Source organism: Bradyrhizobium sp. WBOS07 (assembly GCF_024585165.1).
Classification (GTDB): Bacteria; Pseudomonadota; Alphaproteobacteria; order Rhizobiales; family Xanthobacteraceae; genus Bradyrhizobium; species Bradyrhizobium japonicum_B.
In genome coordinates this window covers 2,665,579-2,680,611 of the sequence record NZ_CP029008.1, presented here as the reverse complement: position 1 = coordinate 2,680,611, position 15,033 = coordinate 2,665,579, and the positions used below count along the sequence as shown (strand labels likewise).

Genomic DNA, 15,033 nt, shown 5'->3' with positions numbered 1-15,033 from the left:
GCTTGTCGCCTCGTGGGGAGATCGCTCAAATCCCCATGGCTCGGATTACAGCGAAACTAAGAAGCACTGTCAATCCGCAGGACGATTGAAGCTTAGAAAATTGGTGCCCGCCGTTTATATTCCGCGCGAACCGACCTGAATCTTCGGGAGAATTCGATGCATTCCCATTCCATCGAACAATGGACCCACGACCACGCCTTCCTGGGCGAGCAGCACGACGCCAACGAGCGGCGCACCTGGCTCGTGGTGGTGCTGACGCTGGTCATGATGGTCGGCGAGATCGTGGCAGGCTCGCTGTTCGGCTCGATGGCGCTGCTCGCCGACGGCTGGCACATGGGCACGCATGCGGCCGCGCTCGGCATCGCCGCCTTTGCCTACCGCTTCGCGCGCCGGCACCTGGGCAATGCGCATTTCACCTTCGGCACCGGCAAGTTCGGCGATCTCGCCGCCTTCGCCAGCGCGATCATCCTGGGCCTGATCGCGGTCGAGATCGCCTATGAGAGCGTGCTGCGGCTGATCAATCCGGTGCCGATCGTCTATGGCGAGGCGATGGCGGTGGCCGTCCTCGGCCTCGGCGTCAACCTCGCCAGCGCTTGGCTGCTACGCGGCAGCCATGATCACCATCACGGCCACGGCCATGCCCATGACGATCACGACGATCATGACCACGATCACCATCACCATGGCCATCACCACCATCATCACGACAACAATCTGCGCGCGGCCTATGTCCATGTCGTGACCGATGCCGCGACCTCAGTGCTGGCGATCGCCGCGCTCGCGATCGCCATGGTTTCGGGATGGGTCTGGGCCGATCCGGCCGTAGGCCTGATCGGCAGCGTGGTGATCGGGGCTTGGGCGTTCGGCCTGATCAAGTCATCTGGTGCGGTGCTGCTCGACGTGCGCGCCGACGAGAAGCTGGAGCGGGTGATCCGCGCGCGCATGGAGGTCGGCGACGACCGCGTCACCGATCTGCATCTGTGGCAGGTCGGCCCCGGCCATTGTGCCGTGCTGCTCTCGGTGGTGTCGGACAAGCCGCAGCAGCCGGCGGCCTACAAGCGGCGGCTCGCCGGGCTGAAGGGCCTGAGCCACGTCACGGTGGAGGTCGAGACCTGCCCGCATTGATCTGGGGGCGATCGCATACGCTCCGCGGCGAGGCCGGAGCAAGCGCCTCGTCCTTCGAGACGACCGCTGCGCGGTCTCCTCAGGATGAGGCTGAACTGCGTCGGTGTGCTTCGAGACTGTCGCCGCGCACTCCGCCCTCATCCTGAGGGCCCGCCAATGGCGGGCGTCTCGAAGGATGCGCCGCGGAGAACGCTGCTTCAGTCGTTGAGCGGCTTGGTGCGGATCAGGAACAGCGCGGCCAGCGCCGAGAGGCTGAGCGCGGAGGAGACGATCAGCACCTTGGCGCCCATGAGGTCGATCAGGAGGCCGAAGGCCAGCGGCGCCACCGCCTGCGCCATGCGTGCCGGGGCGCCGATGATGCCGAGACGGTAGCCGAAATCCTTCGGGCCGAAGATCGACAGCGGCAGGGTGCCGCGCGCGATCGTCAGGATGCCGTTGCCCGAGCCGTGGAACAGCGCGAAGGCGCTCGCCGCGGCGCCGCCGAAGATCGCCACGATCACCGCGCCGATCGGATGGGTCAGGCTGGCGAGCCGCGTCGACCACAGCGGATGGAAGCGGCTGAGGAAGCCGGCCTCCAACATGCGCGCGCCGACTTGCGCCGGGCCGATCAGGGCGCCGGCCGCGATCGCCTCGGCCGGCGTTGCGCCGGTGGTTTCCAGGATGCGGGGGAAATGCGCGGCCATGGCGCCGGTGACGGTCCAGACCGCCGCGAAGATGAAGGCGAGCAGGAGCATGGTGCGGTCGAGCGGCAAATGCGGCTTCTCGGCGGTGGCCGCCGCCTGCTTGGCGCCCTTGATCGCCGGCAGCATGAAGAAATTGAGCGGCAGGCCGATCAGGATGTTGGCGGCAGCCCAGGCGAAGCAGGTCTCGCGCCAGCCGATATGGGCAAGGCCCCAGGCCGTGAGCGGCCAGCCGACGGTGGACGCAAAGCCCGCCATCAGCGTGATGCCGGTGATGGGCCTGCGCGCCTCGGTGCCGTAGATGCGCCCGAGCGCGGCGAAGGCGGCGTCGTAGAGCCCCATCGCCATGCCGATGCCGAGCACGAGCCAGGCCATCGCCATCACCGCGACCGAGTGCGAGAGCCCGAGCAGCACGAGACCGGCGGCGATGGTGAGGTTCGAGGCCGACAGCACCTGGCGGCCGCCGACGAGGTCGATCTGCCGCCCGATGCGCGGGCCGAGCATCGCCGAGATCACCAACGAGGCCGAGAACGCGCCGAAGATCCAGTTGGAGGAGACGCCGAGGTCGCGCGCCATGGGATCGGCGATCAGCGCCGGCAGGTAATAGCTCGAGGCCCAGGCCAGGGTCTGCGTGGTGCCCAGCGCCAGGATGATCGGAAGCTGCCGCTGGCTCATCAGCGCGTGCTTCCGATTCTGGCCGACAAAATCATCATCGTCGGCATTTGCTCCCGTGCGGCGAGGGCGTCAACCGCAGCCTCGGCATATTCGACCTGCGCGGGACGGGGAGCCTTGCGTGTGCGGCTTTGCGCCTTTCGCCCGTCACGAATGCACGCCATAATAGCGCATGCAAACAGCTTCCCGCCTTTCCTTGATAAACTGGATCGCCAGCCAGGGGCTCACGGGCCTGCCCGAACAGGACCTGCTGCGCGGCTTCTGCGAGCGCTGCTGCGACGAAGGGCTCGACCTGTCGCGCGGCCTCGTGATCATCGACACGCTGCATCCGATCTACGAGGGCCGCGCCTTCCGCTGGAGCGATACGCCGAGCAACGAGAGCGACGTCGTCGAATACGGCTCGACGGCGGAGGGCGACGCGGCCAAGAACTGGCGCCGCTCGGTGTTCTACCATTTGCTCGAGCATGGCGAGGACGAGATGGTGATCGATCTCGCCGAGGCGCCGTCGCTGGATTTTTCGCAGATCGACGACCTCGCCGAAGGCGGCCACCGGCATTTCCTGGCTTTCGTGCACCGCTTCGGCGAGAGCGGAGCGCTCGGGCAGATGGACTGCCTCTACTCCTCCTGGACCACGCGGCGCGACGACGGCTTCACCGAGGCCGAGCTTGCCGCGCTGCGCGATCTCGTGCCCGTGCTCGGTCTCGCGATCAAGTCGGCGCAACAGGTCGACATCGTGCGCACGCTCGGCCGGGTCTATCTCGGCCGCGACGCCTCCGAGCAGGTGCTGCGCGGGCGCATCTCGCGCGGCGTCACCGAGCGCATCAATGCCGTGCTCTGGTACTCCGATCTGCGCGGCTCGACCGGGATCAGCGAGAGCATCGGACCCGACGAGATCATCCCGTTCCTCAACGACTATGCGCAGGCCGTGATCGACGCCATCCACGAGGCCGGCGGCGACGTGCTCAAGCTGATCGGCGACGGCGTGCTCGCCATGTTCTGGGGCGAGGACATGGCGGATGCGCGGCGGGCGGCGCTGCGCGCCGAGCATCTGTTCCGCAAGAACATCGCGGCGCTCAATGCCCGCCGGGCGGCGGAGGGGCGTCCGACCACGTCAGCCTATATCGGCCTGCATGTCGGCCAGGTCTTCTACGGCAATATCGGCAGCGAGGACCGGCTCGATTTCACGGTGGTCGGCCCGACCGTGAACGAGGTCAGCCGCATCGCCGCGATGAGCCGCTCGGTCGACCGCGAGCTGCTGGCGTCATCCGAGTTCTACCAGGGTCTCGATGCCGCCGGGCGCCGCTATCTCGTCTCCACCGGCCGCTACGCGCTGCGCGGCATCGGCCGTGCGCAGGATCTCTACACCCTCGATCCCGAGGTCGACGCAAGCGAGCCGGTGACGGGAAGCTACGAGCGCTATCTGGCGAATTAGCCCCCGCTGTTTCCGCTTGCTCCGTCATTGCGAGCGCAGCGAAGCAATCCAGGCTGTCTCCGCGGTGAGATTCTGGATTGCTTCGTCGCTGCGCTCCTCGCAATGACGGTGGGGGCTAGCACCGCGCCGCCACCTCGTCCCCCACCATGTCCGGCTGACGGTCGAGCGCCACGGCGGGCGACAGCCAGATCACCAGGGCCTGCACGCCGAACACGGCGGCCGCCAGATAGAGGCACGCTTCCGCGCTCCAGAGCCCGCCGACCACCGCGCCCAGCACTGAACCGAGCGGGCGTGCGCCGTAGCTCATGATGTTGATGGCGGAGACGCGTCCGAGCAGGCGCGGCGGCGTCACCGACTGGCGCAGCGTCGTGGTCGAGATCACCCACAGGATCGGCCCGACGCCGAGCAGGAAGAAGCTCAAGGCCGCGAGCCAGGGCGAGGGGACCAGCACCGTCAGCGCCATCACGACCGCGGCAACGAGGCCGGTGACCGGGCCGAGGCCGACCACCGTGCCGAAGGCGATGCGCCGCATCACGCGGGTGGCGAGGAGCGCGCCGATCACCATGCCGACGCCGTACATCGTCAGCACCGTGCCAACGCCCGCGGCGGTGAGGCCGAGATGGCGCACGGCATAGGGCACGAACACGGCGATCTGCAGGAACCAGCCGGTGTTGAAGATGAACTGGGTGATGAACACCGGCCGCAGCAGCGGATGGTGAAATACGAAAGCCGCGCCTTCGCGGATGTCCTGCAACGGATGACGGCGCGGCGCCGGCGCGCGGGCGGGTTCGAAGATGCCGGATAGCAGCACCACCGCGATCGCCGACAGCGCCGCGGCGAAGCCGAAGGCCGGGCTCGCACCCCACCAGCCCACCAGCGCGCCGCCGAGCGCGGGCCCGCTGGCGAAGGCGACGGTGCGTGCCAGCTCGATCCGCGCATTGGCTGCCGGCAACAGCTCCGCGCTCACCAGCGAGGGCACCAACGCCGGCGCCGCCACGCTGTAGACCACGGTGCCGCACACCGCCGCGAAGCCGAGCAGCGCCAGCAGCGGCAGATTGAGCGCGCCGAGCGCGAGCAGCAGCACAATGGCCGCGAGCGCCACGGCCCGCACCGCCTCGGCTCCTGCCATCAGCGAGCGGCGCGAGATGCGGTCGGCGAGCAGGCCGGCGGGAATGGCGAACAGCACGAAGGGCAGGGTCAGCGCGGTCTGCAGCAGGCCGGTCTGGCCTTCCGCAACCCCAAGCGTGAGCACCGCGACGATGGGGGCGGCCGCCAGGGCGATCTGTTCGGCCGACTGCGCCGCGAGGTTGGACCAGGCGAGGCGGCTGAAGGTGTCGGGGAGGCGAGGCGGGTTTGACATGGCTCATGTCCTGCAAAGTCGGGTTGGCGCCAGTATTCGGCGCCGGGGGCCGCCAAACCCACCCGCTTCCCGACAAGGAGGGCAGATGACAGCCAGGCCGCATGCCACCAGATGCAGTTGCAAATGAGTTGCAATAAGCTTCGATTTCGGTATTCTCGCCGTATGGATGCCCGATCGCCTGATTTGACCGACACCGCCGGCTGGCGCGCTGATGCGCCCGTCACCAAGAGCCTCGCCGAGGTCAACGCCACCATCGCCCTTCCGGCCGCAGGCCGCTGGTGGCGCCGGCTGCTCGCCTTCGTCGGTCCGGGCTATCTCGTCTCGGTCGGCTACATGGACCCCGGCAACTGGGCGACCGACCTCGCCGGCGGATCGAAGTTCGGCTACACGCTGCTCTCGGTCATCCTGCTCTCGAACCTGATGGCGATCCTGCTGCAATCGCTCGCGGCGCGGCTCGGCATCGTCACCGACCGCGACCTCGCCCAGGCCTGCCGCGCCACCTATTCGCCGCCGGTGAACTTCCTGCTCTGGATCGCCTGCGAGGCGGCGATCATCGCCTGCGATCTCGCCGAGGTCATCGGCACCGCGATCGCGTTGAAGCTCCTGTTCGGCATTCCCCTGGTCGGCGGCGCGCTGCTCGCCGCACTCGATGCCTTCCTGCTGCTGCTGTTGATGAACCGCGGCTTCCGTTTCCTCGAAGCCTTCGTCATCGCGCTGCTGGCGGTGATCGCGGTCTGCTTTGCGGTCCAGATCGCGGCCGCGGCGCCGCCGGTCGCCGAGGTGCTGCGCGGCTTCATGCCGAAGAGCGAGATCTTCACCAACCCCGAAATGCTCTACATCGCGATCGGCATCATCGGCGCGACCGTGATGCCGCACAATCTCTATCTGCACTCCTCGATCGTGCAGACGCGCGCCTATGAGCGCAACGACGAAGGCCGCCGCGAGGCGATCAAATGGGCGACGACGGATTCGACCATTGCCCTGATGCTGGCGCTGTTCATCAACGCCGCAATCCTCGTCGTCGCCGCTGCGACCTTCCACAAAAGCGGCCATTCGGATGTCGCCGAGATCGGGCAGGCGTTCGAGCTGTTGTCGCCGCTGCTGGGCCTCGGCATCGCCTCGACGCTGTTCGCGGTGGCGCTGCTCGCCTCCGGCCTGAACTCGACGGTGACGGCGACGCTCGCCGGCCAGATCGTGATGGAAGGCTTTCTCGATCTGCGCCTGCCGAACTGGGCGCGCCGCCTGCTCACGCGCGGCATCGCCATCGTCCCCGTGATCGTCGTCACCGCGATCTATGGCGAGCGCGGCACGGCGGATCTGCTGGTGTTCAGCCAGGTCGTGCTGTCGATGCAATTGCCCTTCGCCGTCATCCCGCTGGTCCGCTTAGTTTCCGACCGGCGCAAGATGGGCAAGTTCGCGATACCGAGATCGGTCGCGGCGATCGCCTGGATCGTCGCGGGCGTGATCGTGGTCCTGAACCTGAAGCTGTTGTTCGATACGTTCTTTGGATGAGTGCAGGGACGGCCTGCTGCTTTGGTGCGGAGGCCCCGCGAAGAGTTGGTTCCCGCGCGAGCCCGGCCATATCCGTTATTCGCGCACTGCGCTGAGCCCTTTTCCGAGTTCCGCACCGTGCGGCGGCTTTTGCCGCGAACTCGCGAACTACGGCTTTTCAATTGGTGCGAAGAGGTTATACTACCTTCAATTGCTGATAGGCCGAAGACTGCTCATTGACTGCTTATGGGCCCTATTATGACATTGCGTTTTTCAGGATTGATTTCTTTCCCGGCGGGATAATCGGCGGTCCCGCGCCGGAGTAAGTGCGCCGATCGCATCTTCTCCGGTTACGTCTATGGGTTGTGCGCGATCTCGGCGCGCGGAGCCGGTGGCGAGGCCATTGGCTTGACGGATTTATTTTGACTGCGCGGGTTCACGTCCGGTGAGGGACGATGATCAGGCCAGTGTGCGTTGATTGCTGCGTTGAAGTCATTGATGAGTGAGTACAGCCGTGACCAAGTGTCCCGCATGTTCGGCCCGTGTTTCTCGTGAGCATCGCTTCTGCTCTCAATGCGGCGCGCGCCTCGATCGTGCCGTCGATCGTGCCTTGGAGCAGCCCTCCGTTCCATCGGTCGCCAGCACACCTGACCGCGAGCCGCGGGTTGTCCCGCTGCACGATTACACCGCGGTTCGGTCACAGATGCTGACTGAGAACAAGCAGGTCAGCGTTCTCTTCGTCGACGTATGCGACTCGACATCCCTGCTCCAGCACTCCGACCCTGAGGAATCCCGCAATTATCTCGGCAGGGCCCTCAACCATTTGGCCGAGGCGGTCGGGACCTATGGCGGCACGGTGAGCCAGCTGCTCGGCGACGGGCTCGTCGCCTTGTTCGGCGCGCCGGTGGCGCAGGAGGATCACGCGCTGCGGGCATGCCTTGCCGCCCTCAAGATGCAGCGGGCAACCATTCCCGGCCACGCGCTTCAGGGCGTGGCCAGCCCGACGCTGCGTATCGGCATCAATTCCGGCGAGGTCCTGGTCGGCGTCGTCGGACAATACGGCTGGTCGCACTACGGTGCGGACGGCAAGACGATTCACCTTGCATCGCGGCTCGAAAAGATGGCGCCGCCCGGCGGCATTCTGATCAGTGCCGCGACGCAGCGCCTCGTCGCGCAGCAGATCGACACGCGGCCGGTCGGGCTGCGCTCAGTCCGAGGGCTGGACGATCCTGTCGAACTCCATGAGGTCGTGGTCGCCACCGAAAGCTCGGCGGCGGCGCCGCTGACGCGCAAGCAGCGCTGGGCGCCTTTGGTCGGTCGCGAGGAGTCCTTGCGGATGCTGGCCGGGGATCTCGACATCGTTCGAACCGGCGCGATGCGAACGATCGGGCTGTGCGGCGATGCCGGCATCGGCAAGTCCCGCTTGATCGCCGACTGGATCGCCGCGCTTGCAGGTGAGGGCATCGACGTTTGTCTTTCGCAGGCGAGAGGTTATGCGAGCGCGCGCGCCTACAGCACCGCTGCGGACCTGATCGCGAGCCTGGCCAGGTTGCCGCAAACAGGCATGACGGATGCCCAGTCCATTGGGCGCACCCTGGTCGCCGAATGGGCCCCGGAAGGTGCCGCACATCTCGCGGCGATCAATGACTTGCTGGATCTTGCGGCGCCGGACCAGGGCTGGCTGGCGCTGAACCCGGTCCAGCGGCGGCGTCGCATCGGCGAGGCATTGCTGTGGCTCGTGCGCAGACGCGCCCAGGCGGGCCCGTTCGTGCTCGTGCTCGAGGACGTTTTCCTGGCCGACCGCGAGAGCCGGCGGCTGTTCGAGGCCCTGCTTCCAAAGCTCCAGGGATGGCCGATCCTGGTCTGCGTCAGCTATCGACCCGATTTCGACCATCAGTGGCGCGAGGCGCCGTGGTTTGCAGAGCGGATGATCGAGCCTCTCCGCGACGGCGAGATGCTCAGGCTCGCGCGTGCCTTGCTGGGGGATGATCTCTCCGTGCTCGGCATCATGAACGAATTGGTCGCGCGCGCCGACGGCAATCCCTTCTTCCTGGAGCAGTTGGTCATTACGCTGATCGACGACGGATCACTCGAGGGAACGCCGGGTGCATACCGTCTGCAGCGGCCGCCCGGAGAGCTGCGCGTGCCGGGCTCCATCGCCGCGGTGATCAGTGCGCGCGTCGACAGGCTGCCCGATGCCGCCAAATCCGCGCTCGAGGCCGCGGCGATCCTTGGCGACCCCATCACGCGCGAACTGATCGCGGCGATGCAGGCCGTGGACCCGGGGCGAGCCGAAGAATTGCTGGGTCTGTGCGTTGCGTCCGGGTTTCTGGCGGGGCCGGACCAGGCACGGGGTTCGCTCGAACAGCACGCGTTCGCGTTTCGCCACGCATTGGTGCGCGACGTCGTGCTCGCCGCTCTCACGCGCGCGCGGCTGAAGGCGCTGCACCGGCAGGCCTTCCTGGCGCTGCATGCGCGGCCATGGGCGGCTGAAGCCGATGTCGCGCCGGCGCTGGCGCATCATGCCTTCAAAGGGGAGGAGTGGGAGCAGGCGGCGAGATTCACCGTCAAGTCGATGGCCCGTGCCATTTCGCGCTCGGCCAATCAGGAGGCCCTTCAATCGTTCGAGAAGGGACTTCATGCAGCCCGCCGTGTCGATGACGCCTCGATCGCGCAGACCCTGGAGCTCGCGCTTCGGCTGGAAGCGATCGGGGCCATGCTGGCTCTCGGCCAGATCGACGACATCTTCCGCAACATGGAGCGTGCGGAAGCCATCGCGGTGCAGCTGAACGATCAGCGCGCACGAGCGGCGGTGTCGACCGAGACGGCGGTGTTCCTGTGGATGCGCGGACGCTTCGAGCAGGGCCTGCGGTATGCCTCACAGGGTCTGGAGGCGGCCCGCCTGGCCCAGCGCCGCCACATGATGATGGCGGCGCATCAGACCCGCCTGATGCACCTCCACGCTCTCGGGCGATATGCAGAGGCCGCCGTGGAAGGCCATGTTCTGCTCTCCGACTACGGACCGGAACTGTCGGCACATGTCGTCCAATCCGGATGGGCCGCCATTCCCATCGTCAATCTGTATGCGTTCCATGCCAGCACGCTCTGGCGACTGGGCGACAATTCAACCGCCCACACGTTCTGTGCCAAGGCCTACGAGATCCTGTCGAACATCAATCATCCCTATTCCCGGCTGCTGATCGACACCGTCCAGTCGCAGATATGGATCGAGGGCGGGGAGCTCGATCCAGCCGAGACCTTGATGCGGGCCGGCGTGCAGCAATGCATGACGCACAACGTCCCGACCATGCTTTCGGTTTGCACGGGCGTTCTCGGCAGCGCGCTTGCGCGCAACGGCAAGGCCGCCGAGGCGGCGACGATGTTGGAGAAGGGGTTTGCCGATCGCATCTACGAGGCGGCCGGACCCTACGGCCGGACGTTCATGCGCGTGAGCCTGGGCGTCGCCTATCGCAAGCTCGGTCGGCTCGACGATGCGATCGCGGTCGGTCGCAAGGCCGTTGAGGAGACCGCCGAGGAATACGGTCACCAGACCGAAGCATTGTACGAGCTGGCGGAAACCTTGCGGCACGCGGGCGATCTGGCCGCCGCCGAAGCCAATTTCAAGCGAGCCGCCGAGGCGGCGGACCGTCTGGGCATGCCCCACTATCAAAGACAGGCCGCCGCGGTCCTCGCAGATTGGCGGAAGGACGGGTATGCAGCATGAGGCTCTCGACCTATGAACCCGACGCGTTGCCGCCGGGAGCACGCCGTCTCTCCTATGGCCTGTTCTGCTGGCTCAACCGCCACACGACCGTCTTGCGTGCATTCGGCGCACTGCTGCGACTCTGGCCGTCGGTCGGAGGCCGGCTTGGCCTTGCGGCGCGCGCCAGTGCCGTCAGGGACGTGCTGACGCGGACGCGCAGCTTCTCCAACACGGCGCATGCCGCCAACATGGTGTCCGGCGACTATCTCATCGGGATGGATCCCGGCCCGACCTATTCGGCCGATCGCGATCTGGTCCATGCGCGGCTGGCGGCGCTGGACGTTCCCGCCGATTCCGATGCCGAGGCGCAGCGACGGATCAAGGTCCTGAACGGGCGCGGGGGCGAATTCGACCTGATCGAAGACTACCTGATGTGGGTCGTCTTCCACGCCATGCGGCCGCTGTTCGGCGCGGCCACGGGTGCGGTGGTGGCGGGGTCGGCGACCGACGCCGCACGAGGTGATGTCGACGAAGGCCTGCAACGGCAGTACATGCTCGAAATCCGCTATGTGGCGGGGCAGCTCCTGGCCGGCAGCCTGGCGACGCTCGATCTTCGGCGACGGGCGGAAGCCTGCGGGGATGCGCTGCAGGCTCGGATCGATCGCGTGAGCGGCCCGATCGGCGCCGCCTGGGGCGTCAAGAGCGCCTCCGAGGACATTGAACGGAACGCGGTCGGCCTTGCCTGGATCTCGCATCCGGTCACCGTTCAGTCTGGAGCCCTTGCTGTCCAGGAGCTACTGGGACGAACGAAGGTCTACGAGGAGCTGCGATCGAAGGCCGGCAAGCTCGGCGAGCCCGGCGTCTGGACCGATCCCGAGTTCCGCACGATCGTGCGCAACCATGTGCTCGAGCTGATGCGCTTTCGGCCGATCTTTCCGCTGCTGGCGCGCGACGTGCCGCGCGACACCGAAATGAAGACCGGAGCGCGGTACAACGCCGGATGCCCGGGCGGCGGCAAGGTCTCGCTGCTGTCGATCGCCGCGCTGTTCGATCCGAGCGCCGTTCCCGAGAGCGGCCGCTTCTGCCCGGATCGCGATTGGGGCAGGAACGATGCCTTGCGGTATCTTATGTTCGGATATGGCTACCGCCAATGTCCCGCGCGGGATCACGCGGTGGAGATCCTGACCAGCGCGCTGATCGGCCTGCTCACTCTGCCGCGGCTGCAACTGGCGCGCGGCGAAGGCAAGGCCATCGCCTATGACGGGCCGCTGATGCTGCGCATGCGCATGCGTACCACCTGAGTGAGCGGAGGACGGGGCCATGCTCGAGATCGTCCGGCAGCAGATGATCTGCATCGTTGCGCCAGGCTGGAGCGGCGGAGCGGAAATCCCAAAGCAACTTCACGATGCATTGGATGCGCTGCTGGAGGACGTCGCGGTGGTGCACTTCGCCTCGATCGGGCTGCTCCCGGCCTTAGGCGGCGCCCCGAACCAGCAGCCGTCGCTCGTGCTCGAGCTGGCGGTGGAGGAGGGGTTGCGTCCCTACGACCTGCTGTATCGGCTGGTCTACCATCCCGACGGCGCGATGTGGACGCTGTTCGGCGCGATGGTCGCTCCCGATGTCGCAGCGCCCACAGCCAAGGACAAGGAGCAATTGCTGAACCAGCTGATGAGCTGGCACAGCATCGCCACCGGCGGCTTCGTCGGCGCGCGCGACCGTTCGGTCCGGCAGATCAAGATGGAGAGCGACCTGCTGGATCAGACGCGCATCGAAGCGCGAAAGCTGAAGCTGAAATACGGCAACGACCGCACCGCATTCGCCCTGGCGCTGGCGCGCTGGGCTTACGCCAATCCCCGTTTCGAGTGGGCGGTCAAGCCTGCGCCGCGATCCTATTGGCGCGGGAAGGGGGCGAGCATCGGTGCGAAGCTCGCTTATCCCGTGGCGGCGATCGTGCTGTGGTTCGTCGTGCTTGGGACCGCCTGGGCGCTTCCGCGGGCCTACAACTGGTTCTTCGGCGAGCCGGGGCCGGTGGGGCGGGCCATCGAAGACGCCGTCACCAGGACGAGCGAATGCCTGCTGACGATGACTTGGCACGGGCTGCTGGCGTTCGCCGTGATCGCATTCCTCGTCTGGCTGTTCCTGGTGCCGCTGCCCGCTCAATTCGTGTCCTGGCGGCGCTGGCTGAACAGCGTCCAGCAGGAGCTCGATCGGCCGACCCAGACGCTTTCCTCGCTGGCCACCTATGTGGGGGGCTGGCTGATCGGCGTGCCGCTGCTGCTGGCCGTCGCCGCGTGCGCCCTTGCCTACACGTTCGCGCCGCTCGCCTATGCGGTGGCGCCGGACTATATGGCTCATGTCGTCGAGCCGAAGCTGCCAAAGCTGACCGGATTGCAGATCATCGGCATCGCCGTCGTCGCGATCGCCGCGGTGCTTTGCATCGGCGCGCTGTTTCACTGGCTCAACCGCCGGTTCAAGAAGCTGAGTGAGCAGTTCTTTCATCCGCTCGAGGACGACGTTCCGCGCGCCCAGCAGATCCATCCGACGATCGAGCGATGCGAGGCCGATCTGGTCGATGGAACCCAGCACATGTTCAGCCTCACGGAGCTGCGCGGTCCGCGGTGGTGGAGTGCGTGGTGCATCCGGATGGCGCTGCGCATCGTGACGTTTGCCGGACGCGTGTTCTTCACGCAAGGCTGGCTCGGCAACGCACCCGGCATCCATTTCGGGCATTGGCACATCATCGACAACGGTCGGCGATTTCTGTTCTGCTCGAACTATGACGGCAATTTCGGCGGCTATCTCGACGACTTCATCAACGGCGCGGCCGCCGGCACCACGCTGGCCTGGCGCTGGACCGAGCTGCGTCCACGTGCCCCGGCGCTGCCCGGACTACCCGGCATCGCGCAGCCGCGCCGCTTTCCGCCGACGCGCTTCGTGGTGTTTCGCGGCGTGAAGTGCGAGCTGAGGTTCAAGTCCTATGCGCGCGACAGCATGCTGCCGCATCTCTACCATTTCGACGCCTGCAACCGGACAGTCGACCAGATCAATCTCGCCACAACGCTGCGCGACGCCTTGTTCGGCGAGCGCAACGGGAAGAACGACGATCTGATCATGAGGGCCATCGAGACATGAGGCACGCTCCACGTCTCTCCGAACAAAGCCACGACATCCAGGCCATGTTGAAGAGCGGCTTCGGCTCGCTCACCACCAGCCGTTTCAGGCTGCTGACGATCCTCGACGAGAGGCTGGCGAAGACATGGCTGGCGCAGCTGCTCGACTCCGGCCTGGTCGCCAGCGCAGAACAGGTCGGCAAGCCGAAGCAGGAAAAGCAGCAGAAGGCGCCTCTCGATGCCGTCGTGGCGATCGGCTTCACCTATTCGGGGCTGGCGAAGCTGGGCTGCCGGGAAACCAGCGAGCATCCGTTTCCGACGCCGTTCCGCAGCGGCATGGGCAGCGAATTGCGCGCCAAGCTGTTGCGGGACGAAGACCGGCACTGGACCTGGACCGATCGCGAAGGCCCCGGCGGCGGCGAGGTGGTGCACATCCTGCTGGCGGAATGGAAGATGCGCGGCGTGACTTCGCGGCTGCCCGCGGTCGATCCGAGCGCCTTCTCCGTTATCGAGGTCGGGGCGGATTCCGACTTCTTCGGCGCGGATGGCAAGCTGCGTGAGCCGTTCGGGTTTCGCGATGGGCTCGCCCAGCCGGTGATCAGGGGCCTCAGGGACCAGGATGGCGAGAGCTTCAAGCAGGCGCGAGAGGGAGCTCGCGATCTCTATGACGACCGGGTCGTGGAGCCGGGCGAATTCATCCTGGGCTATCGCAACGAATACGACGAGCTGACCTTTTGCCCGAACGTGGAGGGATGGAACGGTGCCAGCGGGCGGTTCACCCTGAACGGAAGCTATCTTGCCGTGCGTCAGTTCGCGCAGGATGTGGCCACCTTCGAGGCGTTTGAGGCCGCGCATGCGGCCTTCGCGGCGGCGAACGGCGTCTCGGCCGGCGAGAAGCTGATGGGGCGCCGGAAGAACGGGCTGCCGTTGTCATGGAAAGGCGATCCGAACGTGCCCGTGTCGGATTCGGCGGCCGATGCATTCCGCTATCGCGTCGAGGACGCCAACGGTTTCATGTGTCCCAAGGGCGCCCATGTGCGCCGCTCCCATCCCCGGGACTCGCTCGGCACCGACGTGCAATCGAGCATCAAGTCATCCAAGCTGCACCGGTTGCTGCGGCGTGGTCGGCCCTATCGCGAGACGTCGGGCCACCAAGGCATTTTCTTCATCGCCTGCAATGCGGATCTGGAGCGGCAGTTCGAGTTCATCCACCAGCGCTGGCTGCAGAACCGGAGATTTGGATCGCTCGAGAGCCAGGACGACCCGATCGTGGGATCGCAGCCGTGCCCGAAGACTTTCACCATTCCCGGCCAGCCGAGCGGCGGCGAAGTTTCGCTGCGGCAATTCACGCAGACGCTCGGCGGCGGCTACTTCTTCCTGCCGGGGATCGCAGCGCTGAACTTCATCGCACGCGCTTGAGCGCGCTCGAGGTTGTTGCCTACGGGTGAGCTTTGCGGAAG

9 protein-coding genes are annotated in these 15,033 nt (G+C 66.6%); 7 read left to right on the top strand and 2 right to left on the bottom strand.

Annotation, left to right across the window (positions count from 1 at the left end):
• Positions 1 to 156 precede the first annotated feature (156 nt).
• Positions 157 to 1,125, top strand: coding sequence for a CDF family Co(II)/Ni(II) efflux transporter DmeF (gene dmeF / locus DCM79_RS12590; RefSeq protein ID WP_257180110.1), 969 nt, complete (start codon positions 157 to 159; stop codon positions 1,123 to 1,125).
• Positions 1,126 to 1,322: 197 nt separating this feature from the next.
• On the opposite strand, the gene DCM79_RS12585 is transcribed toward dmeF, so the two are convergent.
• Entirely contained in the window at positions 1,323 to 2,480 is a 1,158-nt protein-coding gene (locus DCM79_RS12585) for an MFS transporter (protein ID WP_257180109.1), read from the bottom strand.
• A gap of 169 nt (positions 2,481 to 2,649) precedes the next feature.
• Between DCM79_RS12585 and DCM79_RS12580 the strand changes: the two genes are divergently transcribed.
• Positions 2,650 to 3,909, top strand: a complete 1,260-nt coding sequence (locus DCM79_RS12580; RefSeq protein WP_257180108.1) for an adenylate/guanylate cyclase domain-containing protein — start codon at positions 2,650 to 2,652, stop codon at positions 3,907 to 3,909.
• A gap of 115 nt (positions 3,910 to 4,024) precedes the next feature.
• On the opposite strand, the gene DCM79_RS12575 is transcribed toward DCM79_RS12580, so the two are convergent.
• Positions 4,025 to 5,269 (bottom strand): MFS transporter, encoded by a 1,245-nt coding sequence (locus DCM79_RS12575; RefSeq protein WP_257180107.1) that lies wholly within the window; start codon positions 5,267 to 5,269, stop codon positions 4,025 to 4,027.
• 162 nt (positions 5,270 to 5,431) lie between these two features.
• Between DCM79_RS12575 and DCM79_RS12570 the strand changes: the two genes are divergently transcribed.
• The 5 genes from DCM79_RS12570 (at position 5,432) to DCM79_RS12550 (ending at position 14,992) form a co-directional block, all read left to right on the top strand.
• Positions 5,432 to 6,781, top strand: a complete 1,350-nt coding sequence (locus DCM79_RS12570; protein ID WP_257180106.1) for an Nramp family divalent metal transporter — start codon at positions 5,432 to 5,434, stop codon at positions 6,779 to 6,781.
• Between the two features lie 682 nt (positions 6,782 to 7,463).
• Positions 7,464 to 10,484: an adenylate/guanylate cyclase domain-containing protein gene (locus tag DCM79_RS12565; protein ID WP_257180105.1), complete on the top strand. Its 3,021-nt coding sequence runs from the start codon at positions 7,464 to 7,466 to the stop codon at positions 10,482 to 10,484.
• Positions 10,481 to 11,764, top strand: coding sequence for a cytochrome P450 (locus DCM79_RS12560; protein ID WP_257180104.1), 1,284 nt, complete (start codon positions 10,481 to 10,483; stop codon positions 11,762 to 11,764). Before DCM79_RS12565 ends, DCM79_RS12560 begins: the two co-directional genes overlap by 4 nt.
• Before the next feature lie 19 nt (positions 11,765 to 11,783).
• Positions 11,784 to 13,595: a hypothetical protein gene (locus DCM79_RS12555; RefSeq protein ID WP_257180103.1), complete on the top strand. Its 1,812-nt coding sequence runs from the start codon at positions 11,784 to 11,786 to the stop codon at positions 13,593 to 13,595.
• The gene (locus DCM79_RS12550) at positions 13,592 to 14,992 is read left to right on the top strand and encodes a Dyp-type peroxidase domain-containing protein (RefSeq protein ID WP_257180102.1); all 1,401 of its coding nucleotides are present in this window, start codon (positions 13,592 to 13,594) and stop codon (positions 14,990 to 14,992) included. Before DCM79_RS12555 ends, DCM79_RS12550 begins: the two co-directional genes overlap by 4 nt.
• Positions 14,993 to 15,033 lie beyond the last annotated feature (41 nt).

Excerpts from the sequence above, each read along its gene's own strand:
- dmeF (WP_257180110.1), top strand. The coding sequence starts at position 157 with ATGCATTCCCATTCCATCGAACAATGGACCCACGACCACGCCTTCCTG.
- DCM79_RS12585 (WP_257180109.1), bottom strand. The coding sequence starts at position 2,480 with ATGAGCCAGCGGCAGCTTCCGATCATCCTGGCGCTGGGCACCACGCAG.
- DCM79_RS12580 (WP_257180108.1), top strand. The coding sequence starts at position 2,650 with ATGCAAACAGCTTCCCGCCTTTCCTTGATAAACTGGATCGCCAGCCAG.
- DCM79_RS12575 (WP_257180107.1), bottom strand. The coding sequence starts at position 5,269 with ATGTCAAACCCGCCTCGCCTCCCCGACACCTTCAGCCGCCTCGCCTGG.
- DCM79_RS12570 (WP_257180106.1), top strand. The coding sequence starts at position 5,432 with ATGGATGCCCGATCGCCTGATTTGACCGACACCGCCGGCTGGCGCGCT.
- DCM79_RS12565 (WP_257180105.1), top strand. The coding sequence starts at position 7,464 with ATGCTGACTGAGAACAAGCAGGTCAGCGTTCTCTTCGTCGACGTATGC.
- DCM79_RS12560 (WP_257180104.1), top strand. The coding sequence starts at position 10,481 with ATGAGGCTCTCGACCTATGAACCCGACGCGTTGCCGCCGGGAGCACGC.
- DCM79_RS12555 (WP_257180103.1), top strand. The coding sequence starts at position 11,784 with ATGCTCGAGATCGTCCGGCAGCAGATGATCTGCATCGTTGCGCCAGGC.
- DCM79_RS12550 (WP_257180102.1), top strand. The coding sequence starts at position 13,592 with ATGAGGCACGCTCCACGTCTCTCCGAACAAAGCCACGACATCCAGGCC.